The organism is Alloalcanivorax marinus, from assembly GCF_016906305.1.
In the GTDB taxonomy this organism is placed as follows: domain Bacteria; phylum Pseudomonadota; class Gammaproteobacteria; order Pseudomonadales; family Alcanivoracaceae; genus Alloalcanivorax; species Alloalcanivorax marinus.
Genome location: NZ_JADDOL010000003.1, coordinates 161,533 through 175,175, shown reverse-complemented (window position 1 = coordinate 175,175; position 13,643 = coordinate 161,533). Strand labels below are relative to the sequence as shown.

Below are 13,643 nucleotides of genomic sequence, written 5' to 3'. Positions count from 1 at the left end.
CCGCTGCAGCAGCCAATAGGTGTCCTCGTCCAGATACGCCGCCCGGTGGCGCCGGAATGGCGTCAACTCCACGAATACCGCTCGCATACTATACGCTCTCTGCGTACAAATAAACCCCCACCCGCGAGGATGGACCATCCAGGTGCTTAATGTACGCAGGCGGCAACGGCGGCGGAGTCGGGCGATGGCCCGTGGTGTGGTGGGAAATCAAAGAACGGGAATGTCAGCCGATCGCCCTGATTGACGTGGGCCGGTGGCGATCAGCGCGACCCGCCGGCGGCCAGCACCGCTTCCGCCAGAGCGGCCACGGACAGCGGCGCGCTGCCCTCCGCCTTGTTGCTGAGGGTGACGAAGGCCGGCCAGCCGGCGCCGGTGGTGCCGGCGATCACCCGGGCCAGGGCGGCGCGGGTGTCCGGGTCCGGATCCACCAGTTTGTCGTAGGGTGCGTACTGGTCTCGGGCGCTTTCGTAGCCGTAGGCGCCGTGCTTGGGATTGAGGTTCCAGCGGCACACCAGCGGGCCCGGCCAGAGCGCGCGCAGGATCGGCAGTTGCTCGGCGATGGGCGGCATCTTGCCGTGCAGGCCCAGGCAATAGGTGGCGCCGGTGTCCTTGAGCGCGGCCACGAAATCCGGCGTCAGCCAGTGCGGGTCGCGCACCTCCACCGCCACCAGGGCCGCCGGCGCGCGCACCCGCAGGGCGCGCAGCAGCTCGTGCAGGCGCGCGATCACCGGCGCCATATCGTTCAGCCACACCGCCGGCAGCGGGCTGATCTGCAGCACCAGCGCACCCAGCTTGTCGCCCAGCCCCTCGCCGGCCGGCACCGCCAGGTCGCGCCAGGCCCGTTCGATGTCCAGGAAGTCCGGGTTGGGTTGCAGCCCCTGGCCGCCACGGCCGCGACGCAGGGCATCGGTGACCTGCCCCGGCGCTTTCACCAGAAAACGGAACTCCGCCGGCACCTGGGCGGCGTAGCCCGCGTACTGCTCCACGGTCAGCGGCCGGTAGAAGCCCCGGTCCAGCCCCACGGCGCGAAACAGCGGGTGGCGGGCGTAGGCCGGCAGGCCGTGGCGGGACAGCTGCTCTTCCGTGTAGGTGCGGTCCCAAACCCGCCCCGCCCAGCCCGGGTAATGCCAGGACGAGGTGCCCAGCCACAGCCGAGGCGGCAGGGCGCCGGCCAGGGGCGCGAGGGCCGGATCCGGGTCAGCGGCGCCCACCACCGGTGGCAGGGTGTCGTCATCGTCGAACAGGGAAGCGGTAAAAAGCGGCGGTTGATCCATCGAAGACCGGAGGGCGATCAGGGAGCCATCAAGGGTACGAAAGCCGGCGCGCGAATCAAGCCACGCCGGCCCGCGCCTCAAGCCGGCAGTGGCAGTTGGTCGAGAAATTTGTCCAGGGTGATCGGATAGTCCCGCACGCGCACGCCGGTGGCGTTGTAGACGGCGTTGGCCACGGCGGCGCTGACGCCGCAGATGCCCAGCTCGCCCACGCCCTTGGCCTTGAGCGGTGTGGAATACGGGTCCTCGCCTTCCAGGAAGATCACGGTCTGCTCGGGGATGTCGGCGTGCACCGGCACTTCGTAGCTGGCCAGGTCGTGGGTGGCGAAAAAGCCCCGGCGGGTGTCCACCTTGAGCTCTTCCATCAAGGCCGCGCCCACGCCCATGGTCATGCCGCCGATCACCTGGCTGCGGGCGGTGATCGGGTTGAGAATGCGGCCGGCGTCGCACACCGCCAGCTGGCGGCGCACGCGGATCTCGCCGGTGTAGGCGTGCACGCTCACCTCCACGAAGTGCGCGCCGAAGGTGGCCAGCACATAGTCCTTGTCGCGGAAGTCGCCGAACTCGATCTTGTCCTCGGCCACCAGGTCGCGGTCGCCGGCCAGGCCGGCCAGCGGCCGGGTCTCGCCGCCGTGGCACACCTGGCCGTCCACCAGTTCAAGGGTGGCCGCGTCGGCGCCGAGCCGTTCCGCGATCCGTTCGCGCAGGGCCACGCAGGCGGCGTACACGCCGGCGGTGGCGCTGGCCGCGCCCCACTGGCCGCCGGAGCCGGCGGACACCGGCGAATCGGAATCCCCCAGCCCCACCTCCACCGCGTCCACGGAGACGCCGAGCATCTCCGCCGCGGTCTGCGCGATGATGGTGTAGGAGCCGGTGCCGATGTCGGTCATGTCGGTGTCCACGCGCACGCGACCGTCCGGCCGGAGCGCCACCCGGGCGCCGGAGGCCTGGGCCGGCGCGCCCCGATAGGCCCCGGCCATGCCGTGCCCGATCAGCCAGACGCCGTCGCGGCGGTCACCGGGCCGGCGATTGCGGTGGGACCAGCCGAATTCATCGGCGCCCCGCCGCAGGCATTCCACGAAGTGGCGTTCGGAGAAACGGCGCTCCGGTTTGCCCGGGTCCACCTGAGTGTCGTTGAGCACCCGGAAGGCCACCGGGTCCATCTCCAGGCGCTCCGCCATTTCGTCCATGGCGATTTCCAGCGCCATCTGCCCGGCGGTGTCGCCGGGGGCGCGCATGGCGTTGCTTTCCGGCAGGTGCATCTCCAGGGGACGGTGTACCAGCAGCCGGTTGGCGCCGGCGTAAAAGTGCTCGGTGGGGATGGTGGCTTCCTCACCCCCGCCGCCCGGCGGCGTGTTGGTGGTGTTGTCGTGGCCGATGGCGGTGATGCGGCCGTCCCGGTCGGTGCCGATGCGGATGCGCTGGATGGTCAGGCCACGGTGGGTGGCGTTGTTGGCGATCATCGGGCGCGGCAGCGCCACCTTCACCGGCCGGCCGGTTTCCCGGGCCGCCACCGCCGCCAGAATGGCATCGGCGCGCAGGAACAGTTTCACGCCGAAGCCGCCGCCGATGTAGGGCGAATCCAGGCGCACCTTTTCCGGCGGCAGATCGAAGGCCTTGGCCAGCGCCTGGCGGCTCCATTCCACCATCTGGTTGGCGGTCCACAGGGTCAGGGTGCCGTCCTTCCATTCGGCGATGGAGGCGTGCGGCTCCATTTGCGCGTGGCACTGGCCCGGCGTGGAATAGGTGGCATCCAGCTTAACCGGCGCATCGGCGAAGGCGCGCTCGAAGTCGCCCACCCGCGACGCCGGTTCCACCTCGTCGTCCAGATGGGCCTGGCGCTGCTCCGCCAGGTCGTAGGACGCGCCCCGGTCTTCGTCGTAGTCGGTGCGCACCAGGGCGGCGGCGGCGCGGGCCTGTTCGAAGGTCTCCGCCACCACCACGGCGATGGCCTGGTGGTAGTGCTGGATCTCGCGGCCGCCGAACAGATAGACCACGTTCATCTTGGCCTTGGGCAGGCGCTCCATGTCCAGGGTGGTGACGACGGCCACCACTCCCGGGGCGTTCTTCGCCGCCCGGGTGTCCATGGCGGTGATGCGGCCCTTGGCGATGGCCGACACCACCGGGTAGCCCACCAGCTGGCCCGGCGCCACATCGTGACGCTCATAGGCGTAGGGCGCGGTGCCGGTGGTCTTCAGCGGGCCGTCGATGCGCGTGCGCGGGCGGCCGAGCACCTTGCCCTGGTCGGCCACATTGGGGTCGGCGGGTTGATCGAATCGCATGGGGCTACTCCTTCGCTTCCGCCAGCACGGCGGCCAGGGTGCGTTCGGCCAGCGTGACCTTGAACCGGTTGTCCGGGGTGGGGCGGGCGCCGTCCAGCAGCTTCGCCACCACCGCCCCGGCGCCCCGGGGCAGGGCGGCCTCGGCCTGCTCGTCACGCCACGGCTTGGGCGCCACGCCGCCCAGGGCCACCCGGCCGCTGCCGTCCGGTTGCACCACCGCCGCCACCGACACCAGCGCGAACGCGTAGGACGCCCGGTCGCGCACCTTGTGGTAGAAGTGCTTGCCGCCCGGCGGCCGGGGCAAGGTCACGGCGGTAATGAATTCGCCTTTTTCGAGCACCGTCTCAATATGAGGCGTATCGCCGGGCAGAGCGTGGAAATCCGCCAGCGGAATCGAGCGGCCCCCGCCCCGGGCGTCCACCGTTTCCACCCGGGCGTCCAGCACCCGCAGGGCCACCGCCATGTCGCTGGGGTGGGTGGCGATGCAGTGTTCGCTGGCGCCGATGATCGCCAGCTGGCGGCTGGCGCCGCCGTCCAGGGCGGCGCAACCGGCGCCGGGCCGGCGTTTGTTGCAGGGCATGTTGGTGTCGTAGAAATACGGGCAGCGGGTGCGCTGCAGCAGGTTGCCGCCGGTGGTGGCCTTGTTGCGCAGCTGGCCGGAGGCGCCCGCCACCAGCGCCCGGGTGAGCACCGCGTAGTCCCGCCGCACCCGCTGATCGGCGGCCAGGTCGGTATTGCGCACCAGGGCGCCGATGCGCAGTCCGCCCTCCTCGGTGGCCTCGATGGTGTCCAGACCCAGCCCGTTCACGTCGATCAGATGGGTCGGTGTTTCCACCTCGATTTTCATCAGATCCAGCAGGTTGGTGCCGCCGGCGATAAAGCGGGCATGGTCCGTGGAGGCCGCCGCTTGCGCCGCCTGTCGGGGCGACGCGGCGCGTTCGTAGGTAAAGGCTCTCATGTCGTCTCCTTGGCCACGTCCCGCACCGCATCCAGAATGTTCGCGTAGGCGCCGCAGCGGCAGATGTTGCCGCTCATGCGCTCTCGGATTTCCTCGTCGGACACCGGCATCGGCGCCGTCAGGTCGCCGCTCACATGACTGGGAATACCGGCGCGGATTTCTTCCAGGGTGGCCTTGGCGGAACAGATCTGCCCCGGCGTGCAGTAGCCGCACTGATAGCCGTCGTGCTCGATGAACGCCGCCTGCATCGGGTCCAGCTTCTCCGGCGTGCCGAGCCCTTCGATGGTGGTGATCTCGTCGCCCTCGTGCATCACCGCCAGCGACAGGCACGCATTGATGCGGCGCCCGTTGACCATCACCGTGCACGCGCCGCACTGGCCGTGGTCGCAGCCCTTCTTGGAGCCGGTCAAGTGAAGATGCTCGCGCAGGGCATCCAGCAGCGTCACCCGCGTATCCAGCTTCAATGAACGCGACTGGCCGTTGACGTTGAACACCACTTCGGCGGTGCTGACGCCGGCCTCGCCACCGGACGAGGCGACCGCTTCCGCCTTGCCGCCGGCACGTCCGGCGACCAGCTTCGGCAGCCCCAGGGCCGCCGAGGCAACGGCGCCCACGATCAGCAGATCGCGGCGCGTGATTCTGAATCGGGAGAACTTGGACATGGGACCAATCCTGTTGGCTGGCGGGGCGGCGGAACCCGGGGGCGCCGCCGCCCGCTTGCAAGGTCTGGGCGTCTCTTGGCGCGGAGAGTTTCACCATAGCCGAAAAAGCACCGGCACCCCGTCGGCGGCGGATAAATAGACGTAAAATCTGGCGTCTTGGCGAGGCCGGAGGCGTCCTTGCCGGTCCGGCTTGTTTCGCCGGCACCGGCTGTTAGCATCGGGCGTTTTCCGGAGGGACGACCATGCCTCTACAACCCCTGACCGCCCGCGCCGTTGTCATTCTGGTGCTGGTGTTCGCCGCCTTCGGCGCCCAGCAAACCGCCGTCAAGGCGGTGGTCGACGACATGGCGCCGCTGACCCAGACCTTCCTGCGCTCGCTGGGCGGCACCGCGCTGCTGGCTCTGTGGTTTCTCCACCAGCGGCGCAATCCGTTCCGCGCGCCCGCCGGCCCGTCCATGGCCCTGGGCCTGCTGTTCGCTCTGGACTTCGGCTTTCTCTATGTGGGCCTGGCGCTGACCAGCGCCGCCCACGCCGCGGTGATCTATTACAGCGCGCCGATGATGATCGCCCTGGGCGCCATGTACCTGATTCGCGATGAACCGGTACGACGCTTCAAGGTACTGGGCATTCTGTTCGCCTTCCTGGGCGTGGGACTCACCGCCTTTTCCGGCGCCGGCGGCGGCGGCGCGGCCACCCTGGCCGGCGACCTGCTGTGTTTCGTCGGCGCGGTGTGCTGGGCGGCCACGGTGATGGTGATCCGCGCCACCGGCCTGCGTGACCTGGATGCCCCGGTGGTGCTGTTCCACCAGTTGTTCGGCTCGGTGCCCCTGCTGGGCCTGGCCACGCTGGTGCCGGCCGGCGGCTGGACCGTGCACTGGAGCCCGGCGCTGATCGCCTCCCTGGCGTTCCAGACCGTGGGCGTGGCCTTCCTGGGTTACCTGGTGTTCTTCGCCATGCTGCGCCGCCACTACACCTCCCAGGTGTCCGCCATGAATTTCCTGGCGCCCCTGTTCGGCGTGGTGTTCGCGGTGGTGCTGCTGGGAGAAAACCAGAACGGCCTGTTCTGGCTGGGCGCCGCCGCTATTGTCGGCGGGCTGTGCGTGGTCAATCAGCGGCGGGCCGGTCACCCGGCCTGAGCGCGCCGCCAATACCTGCTTCAGTGCAGGTCTTCGGTCGGGGGGCAGCGCCGGGCGGTGCCGGTTCGGCCCGCGCGAACTTCAGCGCAGCCCGTGCAGGCTGGAGGCTTCGCCCTCCGGCTCGTCGGCGATCACGCTGAACGAGCCGTCGGTCTCCAGCACCACCGCCGCCGCCGCGTCCACCCGCGCCACGCCGGCCGCGCGCAAGGCGGCGCGTACCTCCTCGCGGGTGATGCGGGTGTCGCGCAGGGCGTCGTCAAGCATCACGCCGTGGCGCAGCAGCAAGCGGGGCTCGCCGGTGACCAGGCGACGCAGCGCCGGCCAGCGGGTGCTGCTCCAGGACACGCCGTATTGCATGGCCACCAGCAGCGCCAGCGCCAGCGTGCCCTCCGCCAACGCCACGCTTTTGTTGAGCACGATGGTGGCCAGGGTGGAACCGATGGCCACCGTGACCACCAGATCGAAGGCGTTCATCTTCGCCAGGGTCCGTTTGCCGGACAAACGCAGAATAAAAATCAGCGCCGCGTAGGCGAGCACGCCCACCAGCAGAGTGCGGCCGAGCGGGCCCCAGCCATTGAACAACACGGCGTCCATGGGCGGTCTCCTTTCCGTCATCAGCAGGTCCATTGCCGGGCAGGCTAGCAGGGATCGTCCGGTGGGGGCCACGGTCGGCCGAGCCCGCCCGGCGCTTAAAGAAAGCCCGGCACCGTCCACTCGCCGCCGTCGTCCACCAGTACCGCCTCACGCCGCTCAGGGTGAGGCCGGTCCGGACCGGCGAAGCCGGCGGCCAGGGCCGGTGTTCTACAGCAGGCCGTCGATGGGCAGGATGGAAAAGACCGGCAGGGAAAGCCGCTGCCACAGGGTGGTGTCCGGTTCCCGATCGAAACGCACCGTTTCGCCGTCCTTGACGCTCAGCCAGTACAGTTTGCCGTTATCGTCCAGACGGACTCGATAAGCGTGCTTCATCACCTTGTCCGGGAAGGCCCCGTGGATGTTGTCCGCCAGCCAGGGGCAGTCGATCACCAGGCCCAGCTCGGTATTCAGATTGGCGGAGCGTGGATCGGCGTTGAACGAGCCTACCACCAACTGCTCGCCGTCCACCGCGAACGCCTTGGCATGCAGAGTGGAACGGGCACTGCCGTAGGGGCCGGCGCGCAGATGAGGGGAATCGCGCGGGCCGTCGCCCCGTTTCATTTCATAGAGCTGCACGCCGCCTTCCAGCAGGTCGCGGCGCCATTTGGCGTAGCCGGAATGCACCAGCGCTACGTCGGTGGCGGCCATGGAGTTGGTCAGCACCCGCACCTGAACGCCCCGGGCGGCCAGACCGGTCAGGTCCTCCACACCCTGCCGGGTGGGAATGAAATAGGAGGCGATGATGTCCAGCCGTTGCTCCGGGTCGCCCACCGCCCGGTCCAGCTGGGTCAGAAACAGCTCCGCGCCCTCCGCCTCGCCCAGGCCCTTGGCCGGGTCGTCCACCACCAGCCGGGTGGTGGCCCAGCACAGCGCCAGTTTCCCGTCGCGCAGTGCCACCACCGGATCCCGGTCGCCCAGTTCCTCCAGGTAGTCCGCCCGCGAATCGCCCTCCGCTTCCGGGGGCGGCTCGCCGTTCTGGTCGGCACGCAGAATGCGCTCCGCCGGATAGGCCGAGTCGCTGCGCCAGTAGCGGTCGAACGCGTCGGACACCGACGCCACCACCGGGCCCATCACCAGAACATCCAGATCGGAAAACAGGGTCTCCGTGGCGCCGAAGTATTCGTCGGCCACATTGCGCCCGCCCAGCACCAGCAGGCTGTTGTCGGCGATAAAGGTTTTGTTGTGCATGCGCCGGTTGACCCTTGGCAGGTCGGTGAGCAGATCCCAGAAGCGTGGCCCGCGCGTCACGAACGGATTGAACAGCCGCACTTCGATATTGTCATGGGCGTTCAGCGCCGCCAGTACCGGGTCCATGCCGGCGGTGTTGTAGTCGTCCAGCAACAGCCGCACGCGCACGCCGCGATCCGCCGCCCGGCGCAGGGCGTCGAACAGCAGCTTGCCGGTGGTGTCCGGGCGCCAGATGTAATACTGCACATCCAGGGTTTGCCGGGCCGCGTCCGCCAGACGCAGGCGGGCCGCGAAGGCATCATGGGGATCGGCCAGCAGGTGCACGCCGGACCGGCCCGGATGGGCACGGACCAGCGGGCCGGTCAGCGCGCCCAGAGGCGTATCGGCGGCTTCCTCGGCGCTCAGGGCCCGGGAGGGTGTGCGTCCCTCCAGGGACGGCAGGCCGGCGCAGCCGACCAGCAGGAGGATCGGCAGCCACGACAGCCACAGCAAGGGGGCAGGCCGGCGCCCGCGGGGCGGGGCCGGCGGTCTCGATACCAAGGTTGTCTCGCTCCTGATGTCCGGGGGCTAACATCAAACATCAATCAGCGAAGCGAAGCAGGAAGCGGGTAACCCGGCGGCGATTTTTTACCGAATTTAGCGCGCCCCGGCGTGCAGGCTATTCCTGAATGTCGGCGCCGCGCCGGGCCACCGCGATCTGCAGCCCCTGCACCAGGCAATAGATCAGACCGGCGGCGAACGGCGCCACCAGCCAGCACATCCAGTTCTCGAACGCCTTGGCCACGCCGAAGGCCGCCGCCAGGCCGGCGCCCACGGAAATAAAGTCCGTGGCGGTGGCCACCAGCAGCACCGGCGTGCGTTCGCTGTCGTCGGGCTCGTCCCGTTTCAGGAAGGCCACCATCAGGTTCAGGAACGACAGGGACGCCACCGCCGACAAGGCGAAGCCGATCAACTGGAACGGGGTGGGCTGGTCGGCGACGCTGGACACCACCCCGTAGCTCACCGTGATCAGAATGGAAAAGCCGAACGCCTGGGCGTTGTGGCTGACCGAGACGCCCAGCCCGTGCAGGTAAAGCTGGGTCCAGGGCATCTTGCCGCCGTGGCGGCGCTTGGAGGTCCGGTTCATCGCTTAGCCGAACGGCCTCACCCCGATCAAGGGACCGTGCAGCCAGAACGCGAACAGCGCCCAGGCCACCACCCCCACCACCACGGTCAGCACGTCCCCCTTGAGGGTGCCCGGCGCCGGGCTCACGCCCCGGGCCCGATCACGGCGGCGCAGCCGCGCGAAGGCAACGATGGCCCACACCAGAAAGGCGCCGAACAGCACCACGTCACGCAGAAAGCCGATGGACAGCAGATGGCCGAAGGCCCAGATCTTGGTGCCGGCCACCATCGGATGGCCGAGCTTGGCGTGGATGCGGTTGCCGGGCACATAGGCCGCGGCCAGCAGAATAAAGGCGATCAGAGTGAACAGCGCATTCAGGTGCCCCATCCACGCCGGCGGCGTGTACAGCAGCACCGGATTCAGCCGCGCCTGCTGGAAGCCCCAGATGATCAGCACGAAGCCGGCCAGGGCCACCAGGCTGTACAAGCCCTTCCAGCCGTTCGCTCCGAAGCGGGCGACCTGGCGGTCGCGCCAGGCCGGCGCGAAGCCGGTGCAGTGAATGCCCAGGAACAGGACCAGGCCGAGGATCAGCATTGTCATGGTTTTTCTCTCTTCGGTCGCGGACGGTGGCGCCTATAGTGCCGCAAGCCGCGCGCCGGGAGAATAACCCCGCGCAAAATCCGGGTTTTCCGGCGCCGTGCTAGCGGTTCTCCAGCCCGTTTTCCCGCCGCTGCCGGCGGATTTCGTCCTTGCTGGCGGCGACCTCGTCGCGCATGTCCTCCAGGCCGGCAATCAGCGACGCGTAGAGCGATCGGTGGTCGTCCTTGCCCAGAAAACCGTCCGGGTGCGCGTGGTGCCATTGGATGGCCTCGTCGATGGTGGCCACCCATTCGTCCACGTCACCGCCGATGTATTCGTTCAGCGGCCGGCCCACCGATTCCATCAAAGAGGCGAACAACGCCGGGTCGCCGGACGGGTCCAGATCCGGGTTCGCTTTCAGCCAGGCCCGGTATCGAATCTGCCCGACGTAGAACCACGTCACCGCCTCCTGCTTGTCGCCCTGCTGGAACAGCCGCGCCGCCAGCACCATGTAGGTGGCGGGATGCTTGTCGGTGATGCCCTCGCGCAGTTCCTCGACGCCTTGATCGGCCAGCGCCTTGTCCGCCCGACCGGAGGTATCGGCCCAGGCGGCCGGCGTCAGCAGGGCCACCAGCAGGATCGCCACCTTCATTTCACGCATCATATGTGCACCTCCACCACGCGAATGTCGGTGCCGTACAAGGCACGCATGCTGTCCAGAAACGCGGGCTGGAAGGCACCGCCATGGTCGTTCCACAGGGTGAGGCCCAGATTGCTGAACGCCCAGGGGGTATCGGTACCGCCCCGGTCGGTGCCATAGCGATTGATGTGGAAGCGTTCGCCGCAGGCGGGGCACGCCGGTTCGTCCTCCTCGCCGGCGAACCAGGCGCCGATGGCGTCCACCCCGTCCCAGCCCTGGTCGTGGCCGCAGCCCGGGCAGACAAAGCTCAGCTCGGCGCCCTCCATGGGATGAAACACCTTGCGCGGGCCGGCGTGCAGTGCCAGGCCCCGGGTGACGCCGTCGTGGACGCGCGGGTCCATGGGCTCGATAAACAACGTCTGAATCTTCGGCGTAAAGGCATAGCCCGGGCCGTCCAGGGTGCAGTCCGACGGCGCCGCCGCCACCAGGCCCCGGGTCTGAAACCAGGCCAGAATCTCCCGCGCCTTGGCCTCGGCGTCGGGGTAGTCGCCGGTGTGCACCGGCACGATGTGTGTGCAACTGTCGCTCAACGCTTTCCTCCAACGGCCGCCGGATGCTTAAGTGTGGGTGGAGAATCATGGAGCGTAACGTGGCGCCCGCCGGGTCGCCGCCGAGACGTTCGCTTTTTTGCAGGAGATTGCAATCGTGTCACCGTCCGCCCGCGACATTCTGGTGTTGGGCGCCGGCATGGTCGGCGTGTGCGTGGCCTGGCATCTGCGCCGGCGCGGCCACCGGGTCACGCTGGTGGACCGGGGCGCGCCGGGCCGCGAGACCTCCTTCGGCAACGCCGGCATCATCCAGCGCGAAGCGGTGCGGCCCTACCGGTTTCCCCGCGACCTGCCCACCCTGCTGCGGGTGCTGCCCAACCGGGAGATCGACATCCGCTACCGCCCCTCCGGCATGGCCGGCGCCATGGGGCCGCTGTTTCATTACTGGCGCCACTCCGCGCCCCAGAACTACGCGCACATCGTGCCGGCCTACGCGGCGCTGATCACCCGCTCCCTGGAGACCCACGACGAGATGATCCGCGCCGCCGACGCCGGAGCGCTGATCCGCCAGGAAGGTTATCTCAAGGTCTTCCGCACCGGCCGCGCCCTGGACTCGGAATGCCATCAGGCGGAACAGAACGCCGCCGGCTATGGCGTCACCTATCAAGTGCTGGACCACGCCGCCCTGGCCCGCAAGGAGCCGCACCTGAGCGAGGGCCGGCTGGCCGGGGCGGTGCACTGGACCCAGCCCTGGACGGTCACCGACCCCGGTGCGCTGGTGGCCGCCTACGCCGAGGACTTCGAACGGCGGGGCGGACATTTCCAGCGGGGCACCCTGGAGACCCTGTCGCGCACCGCCCAGGGCTGGCGCGCCCAGGTGGACGGCGAGACCCTGTCCGCCGATCGGGTGGTGCTGGCTCTCGGCCCCTGGTCCACGCCCTGGCTCGCCCGCCAGGGCTTGCAGGTGCCGCTGTTCGTGAAACGCGGCTACCACATGCACTACGGCGCCCGCGACGACGCCAGGCTCAACCACTGGCTGATGGACGCGGAAACCGGCTACCTGCTGGCGCCCATGCGCGCCGGCATCCGTCTGACCACCGGCGCCGAACTGGCGCGCCAGGAAGCGCCGCCCAACCTTCAGCAACTGGACGCCGCCGAAGCCGCCGCCCGCCGCCTGTTCCCCCTGGGGGACCGGTTGGACCCCCATCCCTGGATGGGCGCCCGCCCCTGCACCCCGGACATGAAACCGGTGATCGGCCCCGCCCCCGGCCTGCCCGGCCTGTGGCTGGCCTTTGGCCACGGCCACCAGGGCTTCACCCTGGGGCCGGTGACCGGCAAGTTGATCGGTCAGATGATGGACGGCGAGAACACCGACGTGGACATGTCGCCCTATCGGGCGGGCCGGTTCTGACTCAGGCGCGCCGGGAACACCAGGCGTGAATCAGGCCGGCCTGGAAGAACGGCACCGGTAACTCGAAGCCACCGGCGGCAATCATCGACGCGATCCGGGCCGGCGGCAGCACCCCCACGTCGTGGGCGTAGGCGTGGCGCATACGCTCGATCATTTCCGGGGAGACCTCCGAGGTGGCCATCATGGTCATCCAGGCCCGCAGCAGCACCTCGTACTCCGGCGACGCCACGTCCGAGGCCAGATCGGAACTGGCCAACGGCGCACCCGGCTTCAACCGCCGGGCGACCTCGGCGAAGAAGCGAACCCGTTCCGCTTCATCCACCAGGAACTGGGAGACCAGAAAGCAGGTGGCCGCATCGTGGATCGGGTCGGCGGGCAACGACTCCAGATAACCTTCGAGGAAGGTGCAGCGATCCGCGAAGCCCGCCCGCTCCGCCTTTTGCCGACAGGCTTCCAGCATGGCGCCGGAGGGCTCCACTGCCACGAAATGCCAACCGGGGTGCCGCGCCGCCAGGTGGGCAATCTCCGCTCCGGTGCCCGCGCCGACGCACAGAATGCGTGCGTTGTCGGGTAAATCCGCGAACAGGGAATCCAGCAGAAAATGCAGACACTCGCGGATCGGCGCGGTCTTCGCCCACTGGGTGTCGTAACCCGCCGCCTGTTGGTCGAACAGGGCTTTGATCTGGTCTTGATCCATTGTCACTTCCGCAACAAAACATCGAAATCGCAGGGCGGCCGGGCCCGGGCCGGCTCGGCATCCGCCCGGCAATTGGGGCGCTTTGCTTCGGCGTTAGCGTACCCGATGGATGCCGCACAGCTTGTTGCCGTCCGGGTCCAGCACGTAGCTCAGATGCATGGCGCCCATGGCGTTCTCGCGCAGCCCCGGCGGATCTTCCACGGACCGGCCGCCGTGGGCCACCGCCACATCGTGAAACTCCTTCACCTGCTCCGGCGATTCGCATTTGAAACCGATGGTGCCGCCATTGGCGCCGCAGGCCGGCTCGTTGTTGATCGGCTGGCTGATGGCTAGGGTGTTGCCGTTGTGCCGGTAGAACAGGCGCATATGACCGGTGGGCGACTCGTTGCGCACCGGCTCGCCGGCGCCCAGCACGCCGAGCACGGCGGTGTAGAAGCGCTCGGAACGGTCGATGTCGTTGGAACCGATCATGATGTGGTTGAACATGGTGCTCTCCTTTCTTGTTGGCGAACTGCCAGCTTTTGTCGTTTGGC

14 protein-coding genes are annotated in these 13,643 nt (G+C 68.9%); 2 read left to right on the top strand and 12 right to left on the bottom strand.

Annotated elements, in window-relative coordinates:
* Positions 1-260 precede the first annotated feature (260 nt).
* From IM760_RS03800 to paoA, 4 genes are all read right to left on the bottom strand, one after another.
* Positions 261-1,274 carry a DUF72 domain-containing protein gene (locus tag IM760_RS03800; protein ID WP_204427196.1) on the bottom strand — a complete coding sequence of 338 codons (1,014 nt, stop codon included), beginning with the start codon at positions 1,272-1,274 and terminating at the stop codon, positions 261-263.
* 77 nt (positions 1,275-1,351) lie between these two features.
* Positions 1,352-3,553, bottom strand: coding sequence for an aldehyde oxidoreductase molybdenum-binding subunit PaoC (gene paoC, locus IM760_RS03795; protein WP_204427195.1), 2,202 nt, complete (start codon positions 3,551-3,553; stop codon positions 1,352-1,354).
* A 4-nt stretch (positions 3,554-3,557) separates the two neighbouring features.
* Positions 3,558-4,511: an FAD binding domain-containing protein gene (locus tag IM760_RS03790; RefSeq protein ID WP_204427194.1), complete on the bottom strand. Its 954-nt coding sequence runs from the start codon at positions 4,509-4,511 to the stop codon at positions 3,558-3,560.
* The gene (gene paoA, locus IM760_RS03785) at positions 4,508-5,173 is read right to left on the bottom strand and encodes an aldehyde dehydrogenase iron-sulfur subunit PaoA (protein WP_204427193.1); all 666 of its coding nucleotides are present in this window, start codon (positions 5,171-5,173) and stop codon (positions 4,508-4,510) included. The genes IM760_RS03790 and paoA overlap by 4 nt, the downstream gene beginning before the upstream one ends.
* A gap of 242 nt (positions 5,174-5,415) precedes the next feature.
* On the opposite strand from paoA, the gene IM760_RS03780 reads away from it, so the two are divergent.
* Positions 5,416-6,309: a DMT family transporter gene (locus IM760_RS03780; protein ID WP_204427192.1), complete on the top strand. Its 894-nt coding sequence runs from the start codon at positions 5,416-5,418 to the stop codon at positions 6,307-6,309.
* An 81-nt stretch (positions 6,310-6,390) separates the two neighbouring features.
* On the opposite strand, the gene IM760_RS03775 is transcribed toward IM760_RS03780, so the two are convergent.
* The 6 genes from IM760_RS03775 to IM760_RS03750 all read right to left on the bottom strand — a co-directional run bounded on the left by IM760_RS03775 (position 6,391) and on the right by IM760_RS03750 (position 11,044).
* Positions 6,391-6,903, bottom strand: a complete 513-nt coding sequence (locus tag IM760_RS03775) for a DUF421 domain-containing protein (protein WP_204427191.1) — start codon at positions 6,901-6,903, stop codon at positions 6,391-6,393.
* A gap of 207 nt (positions 6,904-7,110) precedes the next feature.
* Positions 7,111-8,622, bottom strand: a complete 1,512-nt coding sequence (locus IM760_RS18980) for a phospholipase D family protein (protein ID WP_204427190.1) — start codon at positions 8,620-8,622, stop codon at positions 7,111-7,113.
* Between the two features lie 166 nt (positions 8,623-8,788).
* A complete protein-coding gene (locus IM760_RS03765; protein ID WP_204427189.1) occupies positions 8,789-9,256 on the bottom strand; it encodes a hypothetical protein in 468 nt (155 codons plus the stop codon).
* 3 nt (positions 9,257-9,259) lie between these two features.
* Positions 9,260-9,835, bottom strand: coding sequence for an NnrU family protein (locus IM760_RS03760; protein WP_204427188.1), 576 nt, complete (start codon positions 9,833-9,835; stop codon positions 9,260-9,262).
* A 100-nt stretch (positions 9,836-9,935) separates the two neighbouring features.
* Positions 9,936-10,478 (bottom strand): hypothetical protein, encoded by a 543-nt coding sequence (locus IM760_RS03755; RefSeq protein WP_204427187.1) that lies wholly within the window; start codon positions 10,476-10,478, stop codon positions 9,936-9,938.
* Positions 10,475-11,044, bottom strand: a complete 570-nt coding sequence (locus IM760_RS03750; protein ID WP_204427186.1) for a hypothetical protein — start codon at positions 11,042-11,044, stop codon at positions 10,475-10,477. The genes IM760_RS03755 and IM760_RS03750 overlap by 4 nt, the downstream gene beginning before the upstream one ends.
* Before the next feature lie 115 nt (positions 11,045-11,159).
* On the opposite strand from IM760_RS03750, the gene IM760_RS03745 reads away from it, so the two are divergent.
* Positions 11,160-12,413 carry an NAD(P)/FAD-dependent oxidoreductase gene (locus tag IM760_RS03745; protein WP_338021365.1) on the top strand — a complete coding sequence of 418 codons (1,254 nt, stop codon included), beginning with the start codon at positions 11,160-11,162 and terminating at the stop codon, positions 12,411-12,413.
* 1 nt (position 12,414) lies between these two features.
* On the opposite strand, the gene IM760_RS03740 is transcribed toward IM760_RS03745, so the two are convergent.
* Both IM760_RS03740 and IM760_RS03735 read right to left on the bottom strand, forming a co-directional pair.
* Positions 12,415-13,110, bottom strand: coding sequence for a class I SAM-dependent methyltransferase (locus IM760_RS03740; RefSeq protein ID WP_204427185.1), 696 nt, complete (start codon positions 13,108-13,110; stop codon positions 12,415-12,417).
* A gap of 93 nt (positions 13,111-13,203) precedes the next feature.
* Positions 13,204-13,596 carry a VOC family protein gene (locus IM760_RS03735; RefSeq protein ID WP_204427184.1) on the bottom strand — a complete coding sequence of 131 codons (393 nt, stop codon included), beginning with the start codon at positions 13,594-13,596 and terminating at the stop codon, positions 13,204-13,206.
* Between the last annotated feature and the right edge of the window lie 47 nt (positions 13,597-13,643).

What these genes read in the sequence shown, in the direction of transcription:
- IM760_RS03800 (WP_204427196.1), bottom strand. Translation starts at nt 1,274, where the DNA reads ATGGATCAACCGCCGCTTTTTACCGCTTCCCTGTTCGACGATGACGAC.
- paoC (WP_204427195.1), bottom strand. Translation starts at nt 3,553, where the DNA reads ATGCGATTCGATCAACCCGCCGACCCCAATGTGGCCGACCAGGGCAAG.
- IM760_RS03790 (WP_204427194.1), bottom strand. Translation starts at nt 4,511, where the DNA reads ATGAGAGCCTTTACCTACGAACGCGCCGCGTCGCCCCGACAGGCGGCG.
- paoA (WP_204427193.1), bottom strand. Translation starts at nt 5,173, where the DNA reads ATGTCCAAGTTCTCCCGATTCAGAATCACGCGCCGCGATCTGCTGATC.
- IM760_RS03780 (WP_204427192.1), top strand. Translation starts at nt 5,416, where the DNA reads ATGCCTCTACAACCCCTGACCGCCCGCGCCGTTGTCATTCTGGTGCTG.
- IM760_RS03775 (WP_204427191.1), bottom strand. Translation starts at nt 6,903, where the DNA reads ATGGACGCCGTGTTGTTCAATGGCTGGGGCCCGCTCGGCCGCACTCTG.
- IM760_RS03765 (WP_204427189.1), bottom strand. Translation starts at nt 9,256, where the DNA reads ATGAACCGGACCTCCAAGCGCCGCCACGGCGGCAAGATGCCCTGGACC.
- IM760_RS03760 (WP_204427188.1), bottom strand. Translation starts at nt 9,835, where the DNA reads ATGACAATGCTGATCCTCGGCCTGGTCCTGTTCCTGGGCATTCACTGC.
- IM760_RS03755 (WP_204427187.1), bottom strand. Translation starts at nt 10,478, where the DNA reads ATGATGCGTGAAATGAAGGTGGCGATCCTGCTGGTGGCCCTGCTGACG.
- IM760_RS03740 (WP_204427185.1), bottom strand. Translation starts at nt 13,110, where the DNA reads ATGGATCAAGACCAGATCAAAGCCCTGTTCGACCAACAGGCGGCGGGT.
- IM760_RS03735 (WP_204427184.1), bottom strand. Translation starts at nt 13,596, where the DNA reads ATGTTCAACCACATCATGATCGGTTCCAACGACATCGACCGTTCCGAG.